This window comes from Chondromyces apiculatus DSM 436 (genome assembly GCF_000601485.1).
Classification (GTDB): domain Bacteria; phylum Myxococcota_A; class Polyangia; order Polyangiales; family Polyangiaceae; genus Chondromyces; species Chondromyces apiculatus.
This window is the reverse complement of the sequence record NZ_ASRX01000002.1, coordinates 147828-163508: the sequence shown is the minus strand read 5'-3', so window position 1 is coordinate 163508 and position 15681 is coordinate 147828. Positions and strand designations below refer to the sequence as shown.

Annotated in this window: 11 protein-coding genes; 6 read left to right on the top strand and 5 right to left on the bottom strand. The window is 71.2% G+C overall.

All coding sequences use genetic code 11. The features are described 5' to 3' along the window. Positions 1 to 61 precede the first annotated feature (61 nt). Positions 62 to 1225 carry an MFS transporter gene (locus CAP_RS00955; RefSeq protein WP_044234964.1) on the top strand — a complete coding sequence of 388 codons (1164 nt, stop codon included), beginning with the start codon at positions 62 to 64 and terminating at the stop codon, positions 1223 to 1225. 160 nt (positions 1226 to 1385) lie between these two features. Here CAP_RS00955 and CAP_RS51810 read toward each other — a convergent pair whose 3' ends face one another. Both CAP_RS51810 and CAP_RS51805 read right to left on the bottom strand, forming a co-directional pair. Beyond that, a complete protein-coding gene (locus CAP_RS51810) occupies positions 1386 to 3314 on the bottom strand; it encodes a hypothetical protein (protein ID WP_044234962.1) in 1929 nt (642 codons plus the stop codon). Positions 3315 to 3361: 47 nt separating this feature from the next. Then, complete coding sequence (locus tag CAP_RS51805; protein WP_044234960.1) at positions 3362 to 4120, bottom strand: alpha/beta hydrolase; 759 nt, start codon at positions 4118 to 4120, stop codon at positions 3362 to 3364. Positions 4121 to 4458: 338 nt separating this feature from the next. Between CAP_RS51805 and CAP_RS00940 the strand changes: the two genes are divergently transcribed. The 3 genes from CAP_RS00940 to CAP_RS00930 all read left to right on the top strand — a co-directional run bounded on the left by CAP_RS00940 (position 4459) and on the right by CAP_RS00930 (position 7902). Beyond that, positions 4459 to 4995 (top strand): hypothetical protein, encoded by a 537-nt coding sequence (locus CAP_RS00940; RefSeq protein ID WP_044234957.1) that lies wholly within the window; start codon positions 4459 to 4461, stop codon positions 4993 to 4995. A gap of 235 nt (positions 4996 to 5230) precedes the next feature. Beyond that, positions 5231 to 6409, top strand: a complete 1179-nt coding sequence (locus CAP_RS00935) for a trypsin-like serine protease (RefSeq protein WP_044234955.1) — start codon at positions 5231 to 5233, stop codon at positions 6407 to 6409. 143 nt (positions 6410 to 6552) lie between these two features. Next, the gene (locus CAP_RS00930) at positions 6553 to 7902 is read left to right on the top strand and encodes an STAS domain-containing protein (RefSeq protein WP_044234952.1); all 1350 of its coding nucleotides are present in this window, start codon (positions 6553 to 6555) and stop codon (positions 7900 to 7902) included. A 103-nt stretch (positions 7903 to 8005) separates the two neighbouring features. Here CAP_RS00930 and CAP_RS00925 read toward each other — a convergent pair whose 3' ends face one another. Both CAP_RS00925 and CAP_RS43420 read right to left on the bottom strand, forming a co-directional pair. Beyond that, on the bottom strand, positions 8006 to 9010 hold the full coding sequence (locus tag CAP_RS00925; protein ID WP_044234950.1) for a PEGA domain-containing protein: 1005 nt from the start codon (positions 9008 to 9010) through the stop codon (positions 8006 to 8008). 12 nt (positions 9011 to 9022) lie between these two features. Next, positions 9023 to 10900 carry a serine/threonine protein kinase gene (locus CAP_RS43420; protein ID WP_052373909.1) on the bottom strand — a complete coding sequence of 626 codons (1878 nt, stop codon included), beginning with the start codon at positions 10898 to 10900 and terminating at the stop codon, positions 9023 to 9025. A 358-nt stretch (positions 10901 to 11258) separates the two neighbouring features. Between CAP_RS43420 and CAP_RS00915 the strand changes: the two genes are divergently transcribed. Continuing rightward, on the top strand, positions 11259 to 13724 hold the full coding sequence (locus CAP_RS00915) for a fused MFS/spermidine synthase (RefSeq protein WP_044234948.1): 2466 nt from the start codon (positions 11259 to 11261) through the stop codon (positions 13722 to 13724). 13 nt (positions 13725 to 13737) lie between these two features. Here the strand turns inward: CAP_RS00915 and CAP_RS00910 are convergent, their stop codons facing one another. Further along, entirely contained in the window at positions 13738 to 14625 is an 888-nt protein-coding gene (locus CAP_RS00910; protein ID WP_081864423.1) for an OmpA family protein, read from the bottom strand. A 197-nt stretch (positions 14626 to 14822) separates the two neighbouring features. Here CAP_RS00910 and larE point away from each other — a divergent pair, with 197 nt between their 5' ends. Next, on the top strand, positions 14823 to 15680 hold the full coding sequence (gene larE / locus CAP_RS00905) for an ATP-dependent sacrificial sulfur transferase LarE (protein WP_044234946.1): 858 nt from the start codon (positions 14823 to 14825) through the stop codon (positions 15678 to 15680). Position 15681: the final 1 nt, after the last annotated feature.

Sequence of the window (15681 nt, the reverse complement as noted above, 5' to 3'; positions counted from 1 at the left end):
AGGGCGCCGCCTCAGGGCCCGGTTTGCCGGCCACGCGCCCAGGGTCGATCGACAGGCACCGATGCTACGTTCCCCTCTTCTGCCGATATTTCTCACGATCTTCGTCGACGTCTTCGGCATGACGATGATCATCCCGGTGCTCCCCTTCTTCGCGCAGCACCTCGGCGCGTCGGAGGTGGTGACCGGGGCGCTGCTCGCGACGTACGCGGCGTGTCAGCTCGTCTCCGGGCCGATCCTGGGGCGCATCTCCGACCGGGTGGGCCGCAAGCCGACGCTCCTCGCGAGCCAGCTCGGGACCATGGTCGGCTTCACGGTGCTGGGCTTCTCGCACACGCTGTGGATGCTGTTCCTGAGCCGGTTCATCTCCGGCTCGACGGCGGGCAACCTGACCGTCGCGCAGGCGTACATCGCCGACGTCACCAAGCCCGAGGACCGGACGAGGGCCTACGGCCTGGTGGGCGTGGCCTTCGGGACAGGGTTCCTGATCGGCCCCGCGCTCTCCGGTGAGCTCGCCGAGCGGTACGGGTATGGCGTCCCCGGGCTCGCGGCGGCAGGCCTGTCGCTGCTGTCTTTCGTGCTGACGGCGACGCTGCTCCCGGCCCGGAAGCCGCTGACCGTGCCCGATACGAGGGGCCGCGTCGCGGCCTTCCAGCAGCTCTTCCAGCGGCCACTGCCGCGGCGACGCCTGATCGAGTTCTTCTTCTTCAGCCTGTCGTTCGCGACGCTGACGGGGGGGCTGTCGTTCTACCTGCAGCGGCGGTTCTCGTTCACCATGAAGAACGTGGGTCACCTGTACGCCTACTCGGGGCTCATCGGGGGGATGGTGCAAGGGGGGCTGATCGGCAGGATGGCGAAGAAGCTCGGCGAGCAGCGGATCGCCATCATGGGCTTCGCGCTCATGGCGGTCGGGTACGCGTTCCTGGGGGCGCTCTACACGCTGCCGATGCTCCTGGTCGTGGTGGCGTTCTCGTCGATCGGGTCGGCGGTGGTGAGGCCGGTGCTGACGACGCTGATCACGAAGAGCGTGGGCCCGCACGAGCAGGGGACGGTGCTCGGGGTGAGCCAGACCCTGTCGTGTCTGGCGCTCATCACCGGGCCACTCCTCGCGAACACGTTCATCGGGCAGGGGAGGCTCGCGGCGTACGGCCTCTCGGCGGCGATCTTCGCGGCGATCGGGGTGGGGATCGGGCTCAGGGACGCGCCGCCTCCCGAGACGGTGTCCTGATACACGCGGCAGGGGACATCGTCCGCTTCCCGAGGCGACGGGCGTCAGGCCCGAAGCGGCAAAACGCTCTGGAGACCGCGGGTGGATCGCGGAGTGGGGGGCCCCGACGAGCTTTGCTCGGCGGGGGGCGGGGGCGCGAGCCCCTGCCGTGTGAATGAGGTCAGCGGAAGTCGCAGCTCCCGCCAGTGCAACCGGAGGGGACGGTGATCCGCGGCTCGCCAGCGAAGACGGTCTCGAAGTACTCGAACATCTGCTGGCGCGCGGCCTCGCCGCCAGGGCCGCTCTCGGCGGCGAAGCCGTGCACCGCGTAGGCGTCGTCGCCGGGGACCCAGTACTGGGTGATGGCGCTCTGACCGACGGCTTCGTCGGTAGAGGTGACGCCCTCGATGGGCACCAGGGTCGCGCCGACCATCACGGCGCCGACGGAGATGGCCACCATCTCCGAGCCGGGGTTCGGTAGCACGGGGTCGCCGATGCTCTCCTGGACGAGGAAGTAGGGGTCCTTGGCGCGGAGCTTGTCGATCCACGCGGCGCCGTCGATGTCGTCCCAGTTGCCCTGGCTCATGCTGAGGGCGTGGAGGAAGCCGAGGTTGCCGCCGTAGCTGCTCCGGAGCAGGCCCTCCACGACGCCGTAGACGACCGACAGGGGCACGAAGTGGGTCCAGCCGGCGCCCGGTACGTTCAGCAGCCCGGCGCGCATCTCCGGGTCGGCGCTCGCGTAGACAAGGCCCAGCGATCCGCCCAGCGATCCGCCCGCCCACACGGGGATGCTGCCGTCGGGGCGGCGGCCGGCGAGGGGGTTCGGGGTGGTGTTCAGCATGGGATCGGCGAGCGCGTCGCCGAGGACGCCGCTCATGGCCTCCTGGACGGCGGCGGCGTCGGCGAGCGACTGCATCAGCCGCGCGGTGGAGAGGTGGGTCCCCTCCGCCATGCTCACGAAGCCGGCGAAGGTGTCGATGAGGTCGTCCCCGGTCCACCCTCGGAACTGGATGCCGACCTTGGCGAGGCCGCTCGCGGTGACCTCTGCGTCGAAGGAGTCGTCGCTGTAGGAGCCGCCCATGCCGTGGCCGTACATCAGGAAGCGGTAGTCGCCCGTGCCTGCGGGGAGGGAGACGCGGAAGGGGGCTTCGCCCTTGCCCTGAGCGATGGGCAGGCCGGCGTCGCTGAGGGTGAGGCCCGCGTCGCCGCTGAACGTCGGCAGGCCGACGAGGCGTCCCTCGACGACGGCGGCGATGGTGCCGTCCGCGGGGACATCGACCACGTCGAAGGTCACCTCGACGTCTCCCGAGCGTACGGCTTCGCGCGCCTCCTCTTGCATCGCGAGGAGCCGGCGGGTCGCGTCGTCGGAGGAGCGGGTGGTGAAGTCCCAGGCGCGGACCACGCGGGTGGGGTCGATGCCGGCGCGCCCGAGGACGTCGCGGGTGGGGGCGTGGTAGCCGAGCAGGTCGGCCTCTTCCTGCGAGGCGGGCGCCTCGCGATCGAGCGCGAGGAGGGTCTGGCGCGTGGGCTGGAGCGCGCCGCCGCTGGTGGAGCGGAGCGCGTCGGTCACGACGGCGACGTAGTCGGCGTCCGGCTCCAGGGGGCGCAGGGGGTAGGCGACGATCATGGAGCGGTCGGGGAGGTCGGGGTCGGCGTGGGCGACGATGCGCAGGGGGACGGGCTCGCCGTAAGCGGGGTGATCGTGCTGTGCAAGGATGAGACGGACCACGCCCTCGGTGGGAGACGCCTCGGGCAGGGCGGCGAGCCCCGCCTGGAAGCCGACCACGAGGGGCGTGAGGCGAGAGAAGCCGTCAGCCCGGTTGAACGAGGCGGGGTCGTCCTCGGCGTGATAGAGGGCGCTCGCGTCGACGTGCACGCGGAGGCCCGTGGGCGAGGCGGTGTCGACCTGGCTGAACGTGCTCGAAGGCCAGGGCATCAGGCAATGCAGGTCCTCGGTGTCGCCGCAGCGCGCGGTCAGGGGGGTGCGATCCCCGGCGGCGCGGTTCGGCGCGGTGAACTCGGGGGCGTCGTCGCCGCCGCAACCCGGGATGGCTGCCAGGGCGAAGGCGGCGAGGAGGGCATGGGAGGCGCGGGGGAGGCGGGGCAGCATGGGGTGGATCCCGTGTACCACCCCGGCGGTGACGCGCGAAGAGGGCGTCAGCGCCGGGCGAGGGCGGGGAGGTTGCCCCAGCGGTCGTCGCCTTCGACGACCCAGGCGAAGGCGCGCCGCACCTGGTCTTCCATGACGCCGCCGTAGCTGTGGCCAGCGCCCTCGACATCGAGGACGCGCGCGGTGACCCCGGCGGCTTCGAGGAGCTTCGAGGCGTGGGTCGCCTTGGTGACGCAGGAGGGGCCGCCGCAGGCGAAGAGCGCGCGCTCGCCGCCGCGATCCTTGAAGAGCCGGGCGGCGAGCGCGCTCCATTCGCGGTAGCCGCCGTAGCCACCCTCGATGAGCACGGCGCGCGAGAAGCGGGCCGGGCCCTCGAAGAGCACGGGGACGCCCTGGATGGCTCCCTGCGAGAAGCCCGTGTAGACGGGTGCCTCCAGGTCGAGGTGCTCGGGGAACCGCGCTTCGAGGGCGGCAAGGGCGGCGGCGATCTCGCGGCCGAGGTGGTGGTGATCCCGGTAGAAGTAGCCCGTGTAGGGGCCGGGCTCTCCCGCGCCCATGGCGGTGCCGCGCGGGCAGAGCACGAAGCCCCGATCCTGGATGGTGTTGCGCCAGATGGTGCAATGCGGCTCGGCGCGATCGCCGGCGCCGTGGGTGGCGACGATGACCGGGCGCGGGGAGGTGGCACGGCGCGGGACGGAGACGACCGCGGGGTGGTGGCCAGGGACGTCGATCTCGATGAGCGGCTCCTCGTCGAGCGCGGGGAGCGCGCCACGCGGTGCGGGGACGCCGGGGTCCTCCGGTTCCACGCGTGACTCGAAGGTCGGCGTTCGGGCAGAGGCTCCGGAGGAAGCGCGCGCGCCGGACGCGGGGCTGCTGGCGGCGTTCCATGCGGACGAGCCTGTTCGAACATCGTGCCCGTCGGCGCTCCGACCGGGTGTCGTCGACGCACAGTGGACAGCACCGAGCGCGACGCAACCGAGCGCGATCAGGCCGAAGGGATGTGCTTTGGCTGCATGCATTCTGTTCACGCTGCGCCTCCGTCAGGGGGCTCCAGCAATGGCGATGCCGCGGGCGGTTGCGGGCCCGACGCCGCTCCTCCTTGCTTGCTTGCACCGACCGGGTCGCCCGTCGCACGGTGAGGGCCATGGACTTCGACGGCGCGGGCTGGGTGGTTGGGCGGGTGGATCTCATGCCCGTGGCCGAGGCGTGGTCCGTGCTCTCCCCCGACCCCGAGGCGCGCGTGGACGAGGCGCGCTGGGCTCACGTGGCCACGGCGTTCTTCCGCGTGGATCTCGGCGTGGTGCAGAAGAAGTCCTACGCGTCGGGGGCGACGCCCCTCGCGGACGCGCTGGAGGTGGACGTCGGTTGGCGCGGGGGCGCGACGACGCGGGTCCGCATGGTCACGGTGCCGTTCGACAGGGCAGACGCCGTGCGCGCGGCGGCAGCGCGCAGCGTGGCGGCCATCGGTGGCGCCGGGATGGATGCGCTCGTGGCGCGGGCGAAGCGGGTGTGGCAGGTGCGCGCCGCCGTGGAGGAGGGCGGTGATGCGCGCGCTCCCCTCGCGCTCGCGGCGGTGCTCGCTGCCGCGCTGCAGGCGCCCATCGTGCCGCCAGACGAGGTGGCCATCTTCGGGGTGAAGGGCGCGCGCGAGAGGCTGGAGGCGCGAGGTCTCCGGGCGTGAGTGACGCCTCCGCAGCGCGGCGGATCCCGCTGGCGCCTGGAACGCAGGCGGGACGTCCTGGCGACGCGCAATCAGACGTGCACGGTTGAACAACTACCGTGGTGACGTCGCCGAACCGATTACGGACAGCATTCGGTTGGACAAGTACCGCGGCAACGTCCGGTGCTGGTCGTTAACAAATTCTCACTATGGTTCGTGTTGCACTGGTGGTGCGGTGGAGGTAAGTCGATGTGCCATGCGCAACCCGTCTCTCCTCCTGTTCACCACACTCACCGCGGCCCTCCTTTCTGCATGCACTGCCGATGTCGATGGCCCCGAGGACCTCGGCGATGAGGCCGCGCACGAGGAAGATTCCGACGCCATTGTCGGCGGGACGAACCAGAACATCACCAGCCATCCCTGGCAGATCTCCTTGCAGTCCTCCTCGGGAGGCCATTTCTGCGGCGGCTCGATACTCAATGCGAGCTGGATCCTGACGGCCCAGCACTGCATCGCGACGGGCAATGCCTTCGAGGTCTCGGCTCCCGGGACGATGCGCATCGCGGCGGGCAGCTCCACCCTGAGCGGGATGAGCACCAGCGGCCAGATCCGGCAAATTGAGCAGGTGATTCCTTATCCGGGGTACGTGGACACGGATGAAGGCAAAGACGTCGCGCTCATCAAGCTTTCGACCCCGCTCACCCTCAACACCACCACCGTGAAAGCGATTGCGCTCGCGACCGCGGCCGACGCCTCGGCAGGGCTGCTCAACGTCGGGGTGACGGCCAACGTGAGCGGCTGGGGGACGCTGTCGTCGGGTGGATCGTCGCCGAACACCCTGCAGGCGGTGAACGTGCCGATCGTCTCCAATGCGACGGCCGGCAGCCTGTACGGGATGACCATCAGCAGCGATCAGCTCCCCGCGGGTGACACGGTGAACGGCGGCGAGGATTCGTGCCAGGGCGACAGCGGTGGGCCGCTGACCGTGGCCAAGGGCTCGGGCAGGATCCTCGCGGGCGTGGTGAGCTGGGGGAACGGCTGCGCCGACAAGCGGTGGCCGGGCCTCTACGCGCGGGTCACCTCGTTCCAGTCGTGGATCACCGACGTCATCGGGAGCCCCTTCACGCTCGCGGTGAACCAGGCCAACCAGGCCGGAAGCTCGGGGACCTGGAAGCACTTCACGGTGACCGTTCCCGCCGGGGCCCAGGGGCTCGCGGCGTACGTGACGAACGGCACGAGCGCGAGCGGCGACGTCGACCTCTACGTGCGCCAGGGCTCGCAGCCCACGACGAGCAGCTACGCCTGCACGGGCCAGAACAACGGGCATTACGAGGCGTGCGTGATCCCCACGCCCGCTGCCGGCACCTGGTACGTCTCGCTGCGGGGCTACAACACCTACAAGGGTGCGAGCCTCACCGCGTACACCTTCCAGTGAGCTGCACGGCGATCGCGCTCACCGCAATCGCAAGGAACGCGACCGCGCTCACCCTGACGGCGTAGGCTGGCCTGCAGAGCGACCTGCACCTGCGCCGTTCATCTTCACGCTAAAAAGACACTCCGCTGCGGTATCATGGGGGGATGCCCTACCCCCTGCTACCCCGGGAGGTTCGGGAGCTGCTGGATGCGCTTCCCGAGCCCGTGGCCCTGCTCGATGCAGGGTTGACCATTCAGTACCTCAACGAGGCCTGGCGGCAGGTGACGCCCGCGGAAGAGCGCGAGGCGGAGGATGGCTATGCGGAAGGGCGCGCGTTCGGGGGGTGCAGGAGCCGGAGGCTGGGGCGGGGTGAGGACGATACAGGCCTGCTGAAGGCAGGGCTGCACGGGCAGCGGGGTGAGCGACGGGGGCGGGTGGAGGAAGCCGACGACGAGCGGTGGGTGCTGACCCAGGTGGCCCCCTGGCTGCAGGGAGACGGGGCGGGGCTCGTCGTCACGAAGCGGGACGTGACCGTGGAGCACGTGGGGGCGCGGGCGTCGGAGCGCTACCACGAGGTCCTCAAGTCCGTGGGCTTCGCTGCCTCGCAGTTCCTCGGGGGCGGCGTCTGGGAGGAGCGGGTCGCCCGGGCGCTCGGGCGGTTCGGCGAGGCCACCGACGTCAGCCGGGTGTACGTCTTCGATGCGCGGCTCTCGGCAGAGGGGGGGTGGATCTGCAGCCAGAAGTACGAGTGGTGCGCGCCAGGCGTGAAGCCGGAGATCGACAACCCCGACCTGCAGGACATGCCCTTCGAGGCCCTGGGGCTGGGGCGGTGGGTGGAGCACCTCTCGCGCGATGAGGCCGTCTACGGGCTGGTGCGCGAGTTTCCAGAGGGCGAGCGGGCCGTCCTGGAGCCGCAGGAGATCGTCTCGCTCGCGGTGGTGCCCATCTTCGCCGAGGGCTCCTGGTGGGGGTTCATCGGGTTCGATGAGTGCCGGGTGCCGCGCGCGTGGTCGGAGGCGGAGATCGAGGCGCTGCGGGCAGGTGCCGGGCTGCTCGGCGCCGCCCTCCACAACGAGCGCGCCCAGGCGCTGGTGCAGGAGCACCTGGCACAAGACGAGGTGATCCGGGTGCAGAAGGAGGCGCTGCGCGCGCTGGAGGCGCCGGTGATCCCGGTCCACGAGCAGGTGGTGGTGATGCCGCTCGTGGGGAGCCTGGACGCGGACCGGATCGGGCGGGTGATGGAGGCGCTCCTCGAAGGGATCTCCACCCGGCAGCCGCGGGTGGCCATCCTCGACATGACGGGCGTCCGGCGCCTCGATGAGCGGGGTGCCGAGGGGCTCGCGCGGACCACGAAGGCGGCGCGGCTCCTGGGGGTGGAGGTGATGCTGACGGGGATCGGTCCGGAGGTGGCGCGGGCGCTCACGGACCGCGAGACGAGCCTCGGGGGGATCGCGACCAGCCTGCACCTGCAGGCGGGGATCGCGAAGGCGCTGGGTGGGGGAGCGCGCTGGTGAGGCGCGACGTGCGACGTGCGACGTGCGACGTGCGACGTGCGACGTGCGACGTGCGACGTGCGACGTGCGACGTGCGACGTGCGACGTGCGACGTCAGGCGAGGTCAGAAGCTGCCGCGGACGAGGATCGAGCCAGGTCCTGCGGCCACGCTGAGCGGCGTGCCACGTCGCCGGGGCGGTGACGTGGTCGAGGTGGTCGAGGTGGTCGAGGTGGGCGGCTGGTCGAAGGGCTGGATCACGAGGAGGGTCACGCCCGCTGCCGCGAGCACGCCGCCCACCACGAAGCCCACCGTGGACACGGTGCCCAGGGTGCGGGCGTCGTCGCCGATGGGCTGCTCGGCAGGAGAACATTGCCGGTCGGGGCAGAGCCGATCGAGCTCGCTGACCCTGGACAGCGACATGGCCCCTGTGACGGTGCCGATGCCGAGGCCGACAGCCCCGAGGCCGAGGACCACGGCTCCGGGCACCTTGCCGAGCGAGGTGCGGGTAGACTGGAGTTCCACCAGCACCTGCTGGTTCTTGCCTTCGGTGACCTCGACCTCGCGCTCGAAGGGGGCCACGGTCGGCGCGGTGACGCGGAGGTGGTGTGTGCCGGGGTCGACGTGGGCGCGGCTGCCGCGCGGCCCAGCTTCAAGCCGGTCGCCGTCCAGGAAGACCTCGGCGGTGGCGCCCTCGGGCACCCCACGGATGTCGACGCTGATCTCCGGGATGCGCGCTTTCAGGGAGGAGAGCTCGTCACGCGCCGCTTCCTGGGCGCTGGTGAAGGCCTTCGGGGCGTCCTTGCCCAGCTCGTCTTCGAGCACGCGCTTGTAGGAGCGCTCGGCGCTCAGGAGCTTTCCGAGCTTGCTCTCGGCGCGCGCGATGAAGAGCCAGTGGGTGGGGGCGTGGAAGTTCTCCTCCGCCTGCTTGAACATCTCGATGGCGGCCGCGTAGTCCCCTGCCTCGAAGCGCTCGACGCCGCGCTGCCCGAAGGTGCGCGCCGTCTCGCGTGCTTGCCGGTCCTCACCCGGGGGGCCCGGTGCTGCGGTGGCAGGAGGACCGACCAGCACCAGCGCGAGCACGGTCACGGCGGCGAGAAGCCCGCGGGTGAGGGGTCGCTCTTTCGTCATCGCCAGGGTGGATCAATACCCCAGGTCGACTTTCCCGGACGCCTTCTTCGTGGTCCCCGAGGGGCGCTTCCAGTCCTGGCGCGGGGTGTTGCCAGGGCGCGGGGTGCTGGAATCGGTCGGGGCGGGTGTCTCGGCGGGCGTGGTGGCCTCCACCCCCGACGTGGGCGCGGAGGTCGGCGCCGTCGCCGGGGAGGGCTCGGAGGGTTCGGCGGTGCCGACGCTGCCCTGCGCCGAACCGGGTGGCACCACGTTCTCGGCTCCGGGACGGTCCGTGTCGCCGGCTGCGGAAGGCGCGCTGGAGGGAGCTGGCGTTGCTTCGGCCGCGCCCTCTTGCCTCTCGTCGGACCCGCTCGTGAGGATCACCACGAGCACCAGCAAGGTCATCACCACCGCGGCGACGACCGCTCCGGTGGCCACATGGCGGCGCGTGTTCGGCGGAAGCGCCTGAAAGGGCTGGAGCAGCGCCGACACGGGGCCACCCGGCGCGGCAGCTTCCGGAGCCTTGAGGGGAGCCCCTGGAGACGGGGGATGGTAGCCCTCGGGCAGCGGCAAGGTGTCAGCCCGGCGCATCGGCCCCGCCGCGCTGGACACCGGCCCACCCAGGCCTCCCGCCTGGTACAGGGCGACATCGGCATCGGGTCCCAGCGCGGGGAGTGGAGCCTCGACGGCAGAGGGGAGCACCGGCGCGCTGGAACGCGGGTTCGAGGGGGAGGAATGGGGCTGAGGCGTCGAGGAGGGGGCGTGCGGCCGAGGCGTCGAGGAGGGGGCGTGTGGCAGAGGGGTGGACTGGGACGGCGCGCCCGACGGGCCCGCTGCGCTTGCTCGAAGAAGGCCAGCGTCGCCTTCGGCGCTCGGCACCGCAGCGCCCGCGGCGAGGGCGTGGGTCACCGCGTCCTCGACCTCGGCGCGCGCATGGAGGAGGACCGCCGCTGACATCGGCCTGCTCGGCGCTCCGGACTGGGGCTCACCCGCAGGGAGCATGCAGTCCGGGGGCATGGATGCGCTCGGTGAGAACCCGGGGGTGTCGACGGCTCCGCCTGCCGCGCTGGCGCGGGCGATCGCGGCGAACTCGGCGGCCATCTCGAGTGCGCTCTGGAACCGCTGCTCCGGGTCCTGCTGGAACGCACGGAGGAAGAACGCATCGAGTTCCGGGGGCAAGCCTGGCAGGATCTGCGAGGCCACGGGCGCTGGCTCGATGCACACCTTGATGATCAGCTCCGCGATGGAGTCGGCGGTGAAGGGCTTGAGGCCGGTGACCGCACGGAAGGTGATCACGCCGAGTGACCAGAGATCGCTCCGGTGGTCCACGGTGCGGTGGCCACGGGCCTGCTCCGGGCTCATGAAGGTCGGCGAGCCGAGCAGGGTGCCGGTCTGCGTGGCGTGGCCGAGGGCGTTCCAGCGCACCTTGGCGACGCCGAAGTCGAGCAGCTTCACGGTCTCCTCGTCGTCGACGGTGGAGATGAAGATGTTGGTCGGCTTGAGATCGCGGTGGACGATGCCGCTCTCGTGCGCGCGCCGCAGCCCCTTGGCGGCCTGGGTGAGGAGCGGCTCGAACTCCGCGGGCGTCATCCTCCCGAGCCTCCGCAGGCGGCCTCCGAGGTCCTCGCCTTCGAGGAGCTCCATCACGATGTAGGGTGCGTCGTGCTCGTCGACCCCATGGTCGAGGACCTGGACCACGTGCGGTGACCGGATCTGCGCCGCGGCCCGAGCTTCACGCTCGAAGCGCTGGCGCGCCTCGGGCTCCTCGGTAGCGCTGGCTTCCATGAACTTGATCGCCACCGGCATGTCGAGGCGCAGGTGCCGGCCGCTCCAGACGGTCCCCATGCTGCCGCGGCCGACGAGCCGTTCGAGCCGAAACTTCCCGGCGATGATGTCCCCTGCAGCGCTCAACCTTCGGCTCCGAGGAGGCGCTGCTCCTCACGGTCATGACGCCCGTCCCCGCGCGCCTGCAACACGCGCAAAGCAGCCATCGGGCCGGGCGCGGTGGGGGTGGGTGGCCGGAACGTCATCTCGTGAGAGCCCAGGAATCAGGGTGCGGTCGCATCGTAACACGAGGTTCCCGGGCCCTGCAGCCGCCCTCGTGGAAAGCAACGGCCGCGGAACACGGAGAGAAAGCGGCAGAACATGGGAGAAGGCGGAAGAGCGCGGCAATGTGCGGCCGCGGCCCGGATGACCTCGTCTCCCCCGACGCCTGCCGCGTGATGCCTGCGGCGCGCCGCGCCTCGGTTTTGGGCTAACGTGCGCCCCCGTGCGCTCCAGGTTCCCGCTCGTGGCGGCGTTGTTTCTGGTGTCGGGCGCGACTGGCCTGCTCTACGAGGTCGCGTTCTCCAAGCTCCTTGGCTACGTCTTCGGCGCGACCGCCTATGCCGTGAGCACGGTACTCGCGGCCTTCATGGGCGGCCTCGCGCTCGGCGCTCACCTCGGCGGCCGACGCGCCGCCCGTCTCCAGCGACCTCTCGTCACGTACGGGGTCCTGGAGATCACGGTGGGCATCGTCTGCGCGCTCTCGCCGTTCGCCTTCGACGCCCTCACGTCCATCTACGTGCACGTGGCGCGGGCGTTCCCCGGGTCGCTCGCGGTGCTGACCGTGGTCCGAGCCGGGTTGACGGGTCTGGTGGTGGTGATCCCGACCATGGGCATGGGGGCGACGCTGCCCGTCCTGTCCCGGATCATCGCCACGGCCTCGGCAGAGGCCCCTGCCGTCAGCGCTGCGCCCGGTGCGGCCCGGCGCCTCGCCGCGCTCTACGCGATCAACACCGCGGGGGGAGCGATGGGAGCGCTGTCGGGCGCTTACATGGTGCTCCCCGCCCTCGGGATCCGGGGCACCGTGTGGGCGGCAGCGATCGCCAACGTGGTGGTGGGTGCGGTGGCCATCGCGGCGGGCACCCGGGGAGCGTCGCCGCGCCCCGAGGAGGCGTCGCGCAGCGCCGCAGCCGCGTCCTCGGCGTCCCCGTCCGAGCCTCCTCGGGAGACGAGCGCCGCGCACGCAGCCGACGAGACGAAAGCCTCCTCGCGACAGCCCCGGGAGACAGCGCGAACCCAGCAGGTCCTCGCGGTCCTCGCCTTCGCGTCCGGCTTCCTGGTCTTCGCCGCCGAGGTGGTCGAGACCCACCTGCTCGCGCTGCTCATCGGCAACAGCGCGTACGCCTTCGGTCTGATGCTCGCGGTGTTCCTGGTGTGCCTCGCCCTCGGCGCCGCGCGCGCTCCCGGCTTCGCGCGCCGTCACGGTCCAGCCGCGCTCTGGCGGGGCCTCGCCGCGGCGGCGCTGACGCTCGCGGTGACCTTGCCGCTCTGGGAGTTGCTCCCCCTCTTCTTCGCCTTCGCCGGCAAGCACGTACACTCGTGGGCTGGCCGCGAGGTGGTGCGCGCCGTCGCGGCCTTCGCGATCCTCGCGCTCCCGACGCTGTACATGGGCACCACGTTCCCGCTCCTGCTCCAGCGCGTCGCGGGCCGCGCCGACGTGGCGGCGCGCGTCGGGGTGCTCACCTCGGTGAACACCCTGGGGACCATCGCTGGCTCCATCGGTACCGGCTACGCAATCCTGCCGGCGCTCGGCTCCCAGCGGGCGCTCGGCGTCGTCGCCGCGGGCTTCGGCCTGGCTGCCGCAGCGGCGGCGGTCGCCGTGGGCAACGACGCCGAGGCGCGGCGTGAGCGCACGCGCGCGATCATCGTCGCAGCGGCGGCGGCGGTCCTCGCGCTGCTCCAGCCGCGGTGGGATCTCGCGCGGCTCACCAGCGGCGCCAATGTGTACTTCGTGATGGGGCCTCCGCCGGATCGGATCGACTTCGTGCACGAGGACGTGCACGGAGGTGTGACCACCGTCGTCCGGCGCGCTGGCATCACCACCATGTACACGAACGGGAAGTTCCAGGGCGACGATGGACCGGAGATGGCCGCGCAGCGGCGCTTCGCCCACTTCCCTTCGCTCTTCGTCGAGGAGAGCCGTCGGGCCCTGGTGATCGGCCTCGGCACGGGCACCACCGTGGGGACCCTCGCGGCGTACCCGTGGCAGCGCCTCGACGTGGCCGAGATCTCTCCGGCAATCGTGGAGGCAGCCCGCATCTACTTCTCCGGTCCGAGCCGAGGCGCCCTCGACGATCCGCGGGTGCGCCTGTCGCTCAACGACGGCAGGAACGAGCTGCTCGTTGCCACCGAGCCCTACGATCTCGTCACGATGGAGGTGACGAGCATCTGGTTCGCGGGCGCGGCCACCCTCTACAGCCAGGAGTTCTACGAGCTGGTCCGCTCACGGCTCTCCGAGCGGGGCATCCTCCAGCAGTGGGTGCAGCTCCACCACATCAGGCCGCGGGAGCTGGCGACGGTGATCCGCACGCTGCGCTCCGTCTTTCCGCACGTCGCGCTCTTCGCGGGAGGTGGTCAGGGCATCCTCGTCGCCAGCGCGGCGCCGCTCGTGGCCTCGGAGGGGCGCCTCACTGCCCTCGAAGCGCGCCCGGAGCTGCGTGAGACGCTGGAGGGCCGGAGGCTCGCCGATCTGCTCGGCGAGATGCTCACCTCCGATGCCGAGCTGGATCGCCTCGTCGCCGACGTCGCTGCGGAGAGCGGTCCCGTCATCTCGACCGACGACAATCTCTATCTCGAGTACGCGACGCCCAAGGGCAACGTCCTCGACTACCCCACGTCGTTGCGGTCGACCCTGGATCTGCTCGAACGCTACCGCACTCCGGATCCCAGGGCGCGGCACCTCGCGCCTTGAGGGGAGGCGCGCGTCAGCCCCCGCCGCCGGACGGCTGCGCTTTGCCCTGCTGCCCTGCGGGGGGCGCCTGGTTGACAGGCTCGCTCGTGGGCGAAGGCGCGATGTTCTCGGGCGCCGCGCGCTTCTTGATGTCCTGCTCCCGCTTCTTGCGGTCGTACTCCTTCACCTCGTTGCCCGTCGCCTTGTACTGGGGAGGAGGCGGCGGCAGGCGCTTCATCAGCGCCTCGGCAGCGCGCTTCTTCCTCTCTTCCGTGCTCAGCACGTCGAGCGCGAAGCCCCCTGCATAGGGGTCCCTCCCCAGGAAGGGCCGGCCGTTCACCTCGGCGACGTGGAACTCGACCCGACGGTTGTCGCTCCGGCCAGCCTCGAACTCGTTGGGAGCGAGCGGCTTCTCTTCCCCGAAACCCACCGCGATGAGGCGGACCGGATCGACCCCCTGGTCCACCAGCCAGTTGGCCACCGCGAGCGCGCGCTCGGCGCTCAGCTCCAGGTTCTTGTCCTCGGCGGCGCGCGCGTCGGTGTGCCCCTCGATCCGGAGACGGCTCACCTCGGGGTGATCGCCCATGAACTGGAGCAGCGTTTTCAGCACCTTGTCGCTGCCAGGCCGGATGATGGCCCTGCCGGTGTCGAAGACGATCTTGCCCTCGATGAAGATCTGCGCCTCGCCGCTCTGCTCCGACCAGGGCTTCTCCGGGTACCAGCGCGGCAGGCCGGCCTGGTTTTGCTCCGTGGGCAGCTTTCGCGGCGGTAGCCGGTTGTCCCAGCAGCCCAGCGTGAGCGAAGCCCCGGCGAGCAGGGCCGCCGCGACGCTCAACTGCCTCGAAACCCGCGGGAAGTGCCCCCGGTTCACCCCGGACGCGCCCAGGGTATCGACAGCATCCCGCTTCTTGGTCCGATCCATGACCGCCCCAGCGTGTCAGAACCCGACCAGCGACCGCAAGTAACTCGCCAGGGTTCCGACCCCTGAAACCTCGGGAAGCGCACCGGCGCAGGCCGCCCTGACCGCCCGGGCGGCGGCCAGGCGGCGGCCAGCGGTCCCCCCGAACCGGCGTCGGGCGCCATGAACCCGCGGCCGCCGCGTGGTAGGAAGAAACCGTCATGGCCGCGACCAACCCCGATCCGGGCACCTCCATCGAGCCCAAGCTGGACCAGCTCCGCGCCCGCCTGCGCGACCTCGACTCGGTCCTCGTCTGCTACTCCGGCGGCGTTGACAGTGCCTTCGTGCTCGCGGTAGCCCACCAGGAGCTCGGCCCGCGCGCCGTCGGCATGACCGCGGTCTCGCCGAGCCTCGCGCCCTCCGAGAAAGAGGAGGCAGCCTCGATCGCCCGGCTCATCGGCGCCGACCACCGGCTCGTGGAGTCCCACGAGATCGACGACCCCAGCTACGTCGCCAACAACCCCGACCGCTGCTTCCACTGCAAGAGCGAGCTGTACCGCATCGCGGTGTACAAACAGCGCGAGTGGGGCATCGCCGCCATCGTGAACGGCACCAACGTCGACGACCTCGGCGATTACCGGCCCGGTCTCGACGCCGCGAGAGAAGCCGGGGTGCTCAGCCCTCTCGTGGAACTCGGCTTCACGAAGGCAGACGTCCGCGCCGGCGCCTCGGCGGTGGGCCTGCCCATCTGGGACAAACCTGCAGCCGCGTGCCTGTCGAGCCGCATCCCCTACGGCACCAGCGTCACCCGCGAGCGCCTCGCCAGGATCGGCGGCTTCGAAGCCGACCTGCGCACCCTCGGCTTCCGGCAGGTCCGCGTTCGCTTTCACGACGATCTCGCCCGCATCGAGCTGGACCTCGCCGACCTCACCCGCGCCGCTGGCACCGAGATGCGCGCGGAGATCGTCGCGGCTGGCAAGCGCCACGGCTTCCGCTACGTCACCCTGGACCTCGGGGGCTACCGCACCGGGAGCCACAACGAGGTGCTCGTGGGCCGCGCGTTGCGGGTCGTGAGCTGAA

Bases quoted from the DNA above. Each gene is read 5' to 3' on its own strand.
- CAP_RS51810 (WP_044234962.1), bottom strand. From the start codon at position 3,314: ATGCTGCCCCGCCTCCCCCGCGCCTCCCATGCCCTCCTCGCCGCCTTC.
- CAP_RS00910 (WP_081864423.1), bottom strand. From the start codon at position 14,625: ATGGATCGGACCAAGAAGCGGGATGCTGTCGATACCCTGGGCGCGTCC.
- CAP_RS00955 (WP_044234964.1), top strand. From the start codon at position 62: ATGCTACGTTCCCCTCTTCTGCCGATATTTCTCACGATCTTCGTCGAC.
- CAP_RS00935 (WP_044234955.1), top strand. From the start codon at position 5,231: ATGCGCAACCCGTCTCTCCTCCTGTTCACCACACTCACCGCGGCCCTC.
- CAP_RS00940 (WP_044234957.1), top strand. From the start codon at position 4,459: ATGGACTTCGACGGCGCGGGCTGGGTGGTTGGGCGGGTGGATCTCATG.
- CAP_RS00930 (WP_044234952.1), top strand. From the start codon at position 6,553: ATGCCCTACCCCCTGCTACCCCGGGAGGTTCGGGAGCTGCTGGATGCG.
- CAP_RS00925 (WP_044234950.1), bottom strand. From the start codon at position 9,010: ATGACGAAAGAGCGACCCCTCACCCGCGGGCTTCTCGCCGCCGTGACC.
- larE (WP_044234946.1), top strand. From the start codon at position 14,823: ATGGCCGCGACCAACCCCGATCCGGGCACCTCCATCGAGCCCAAGCTG.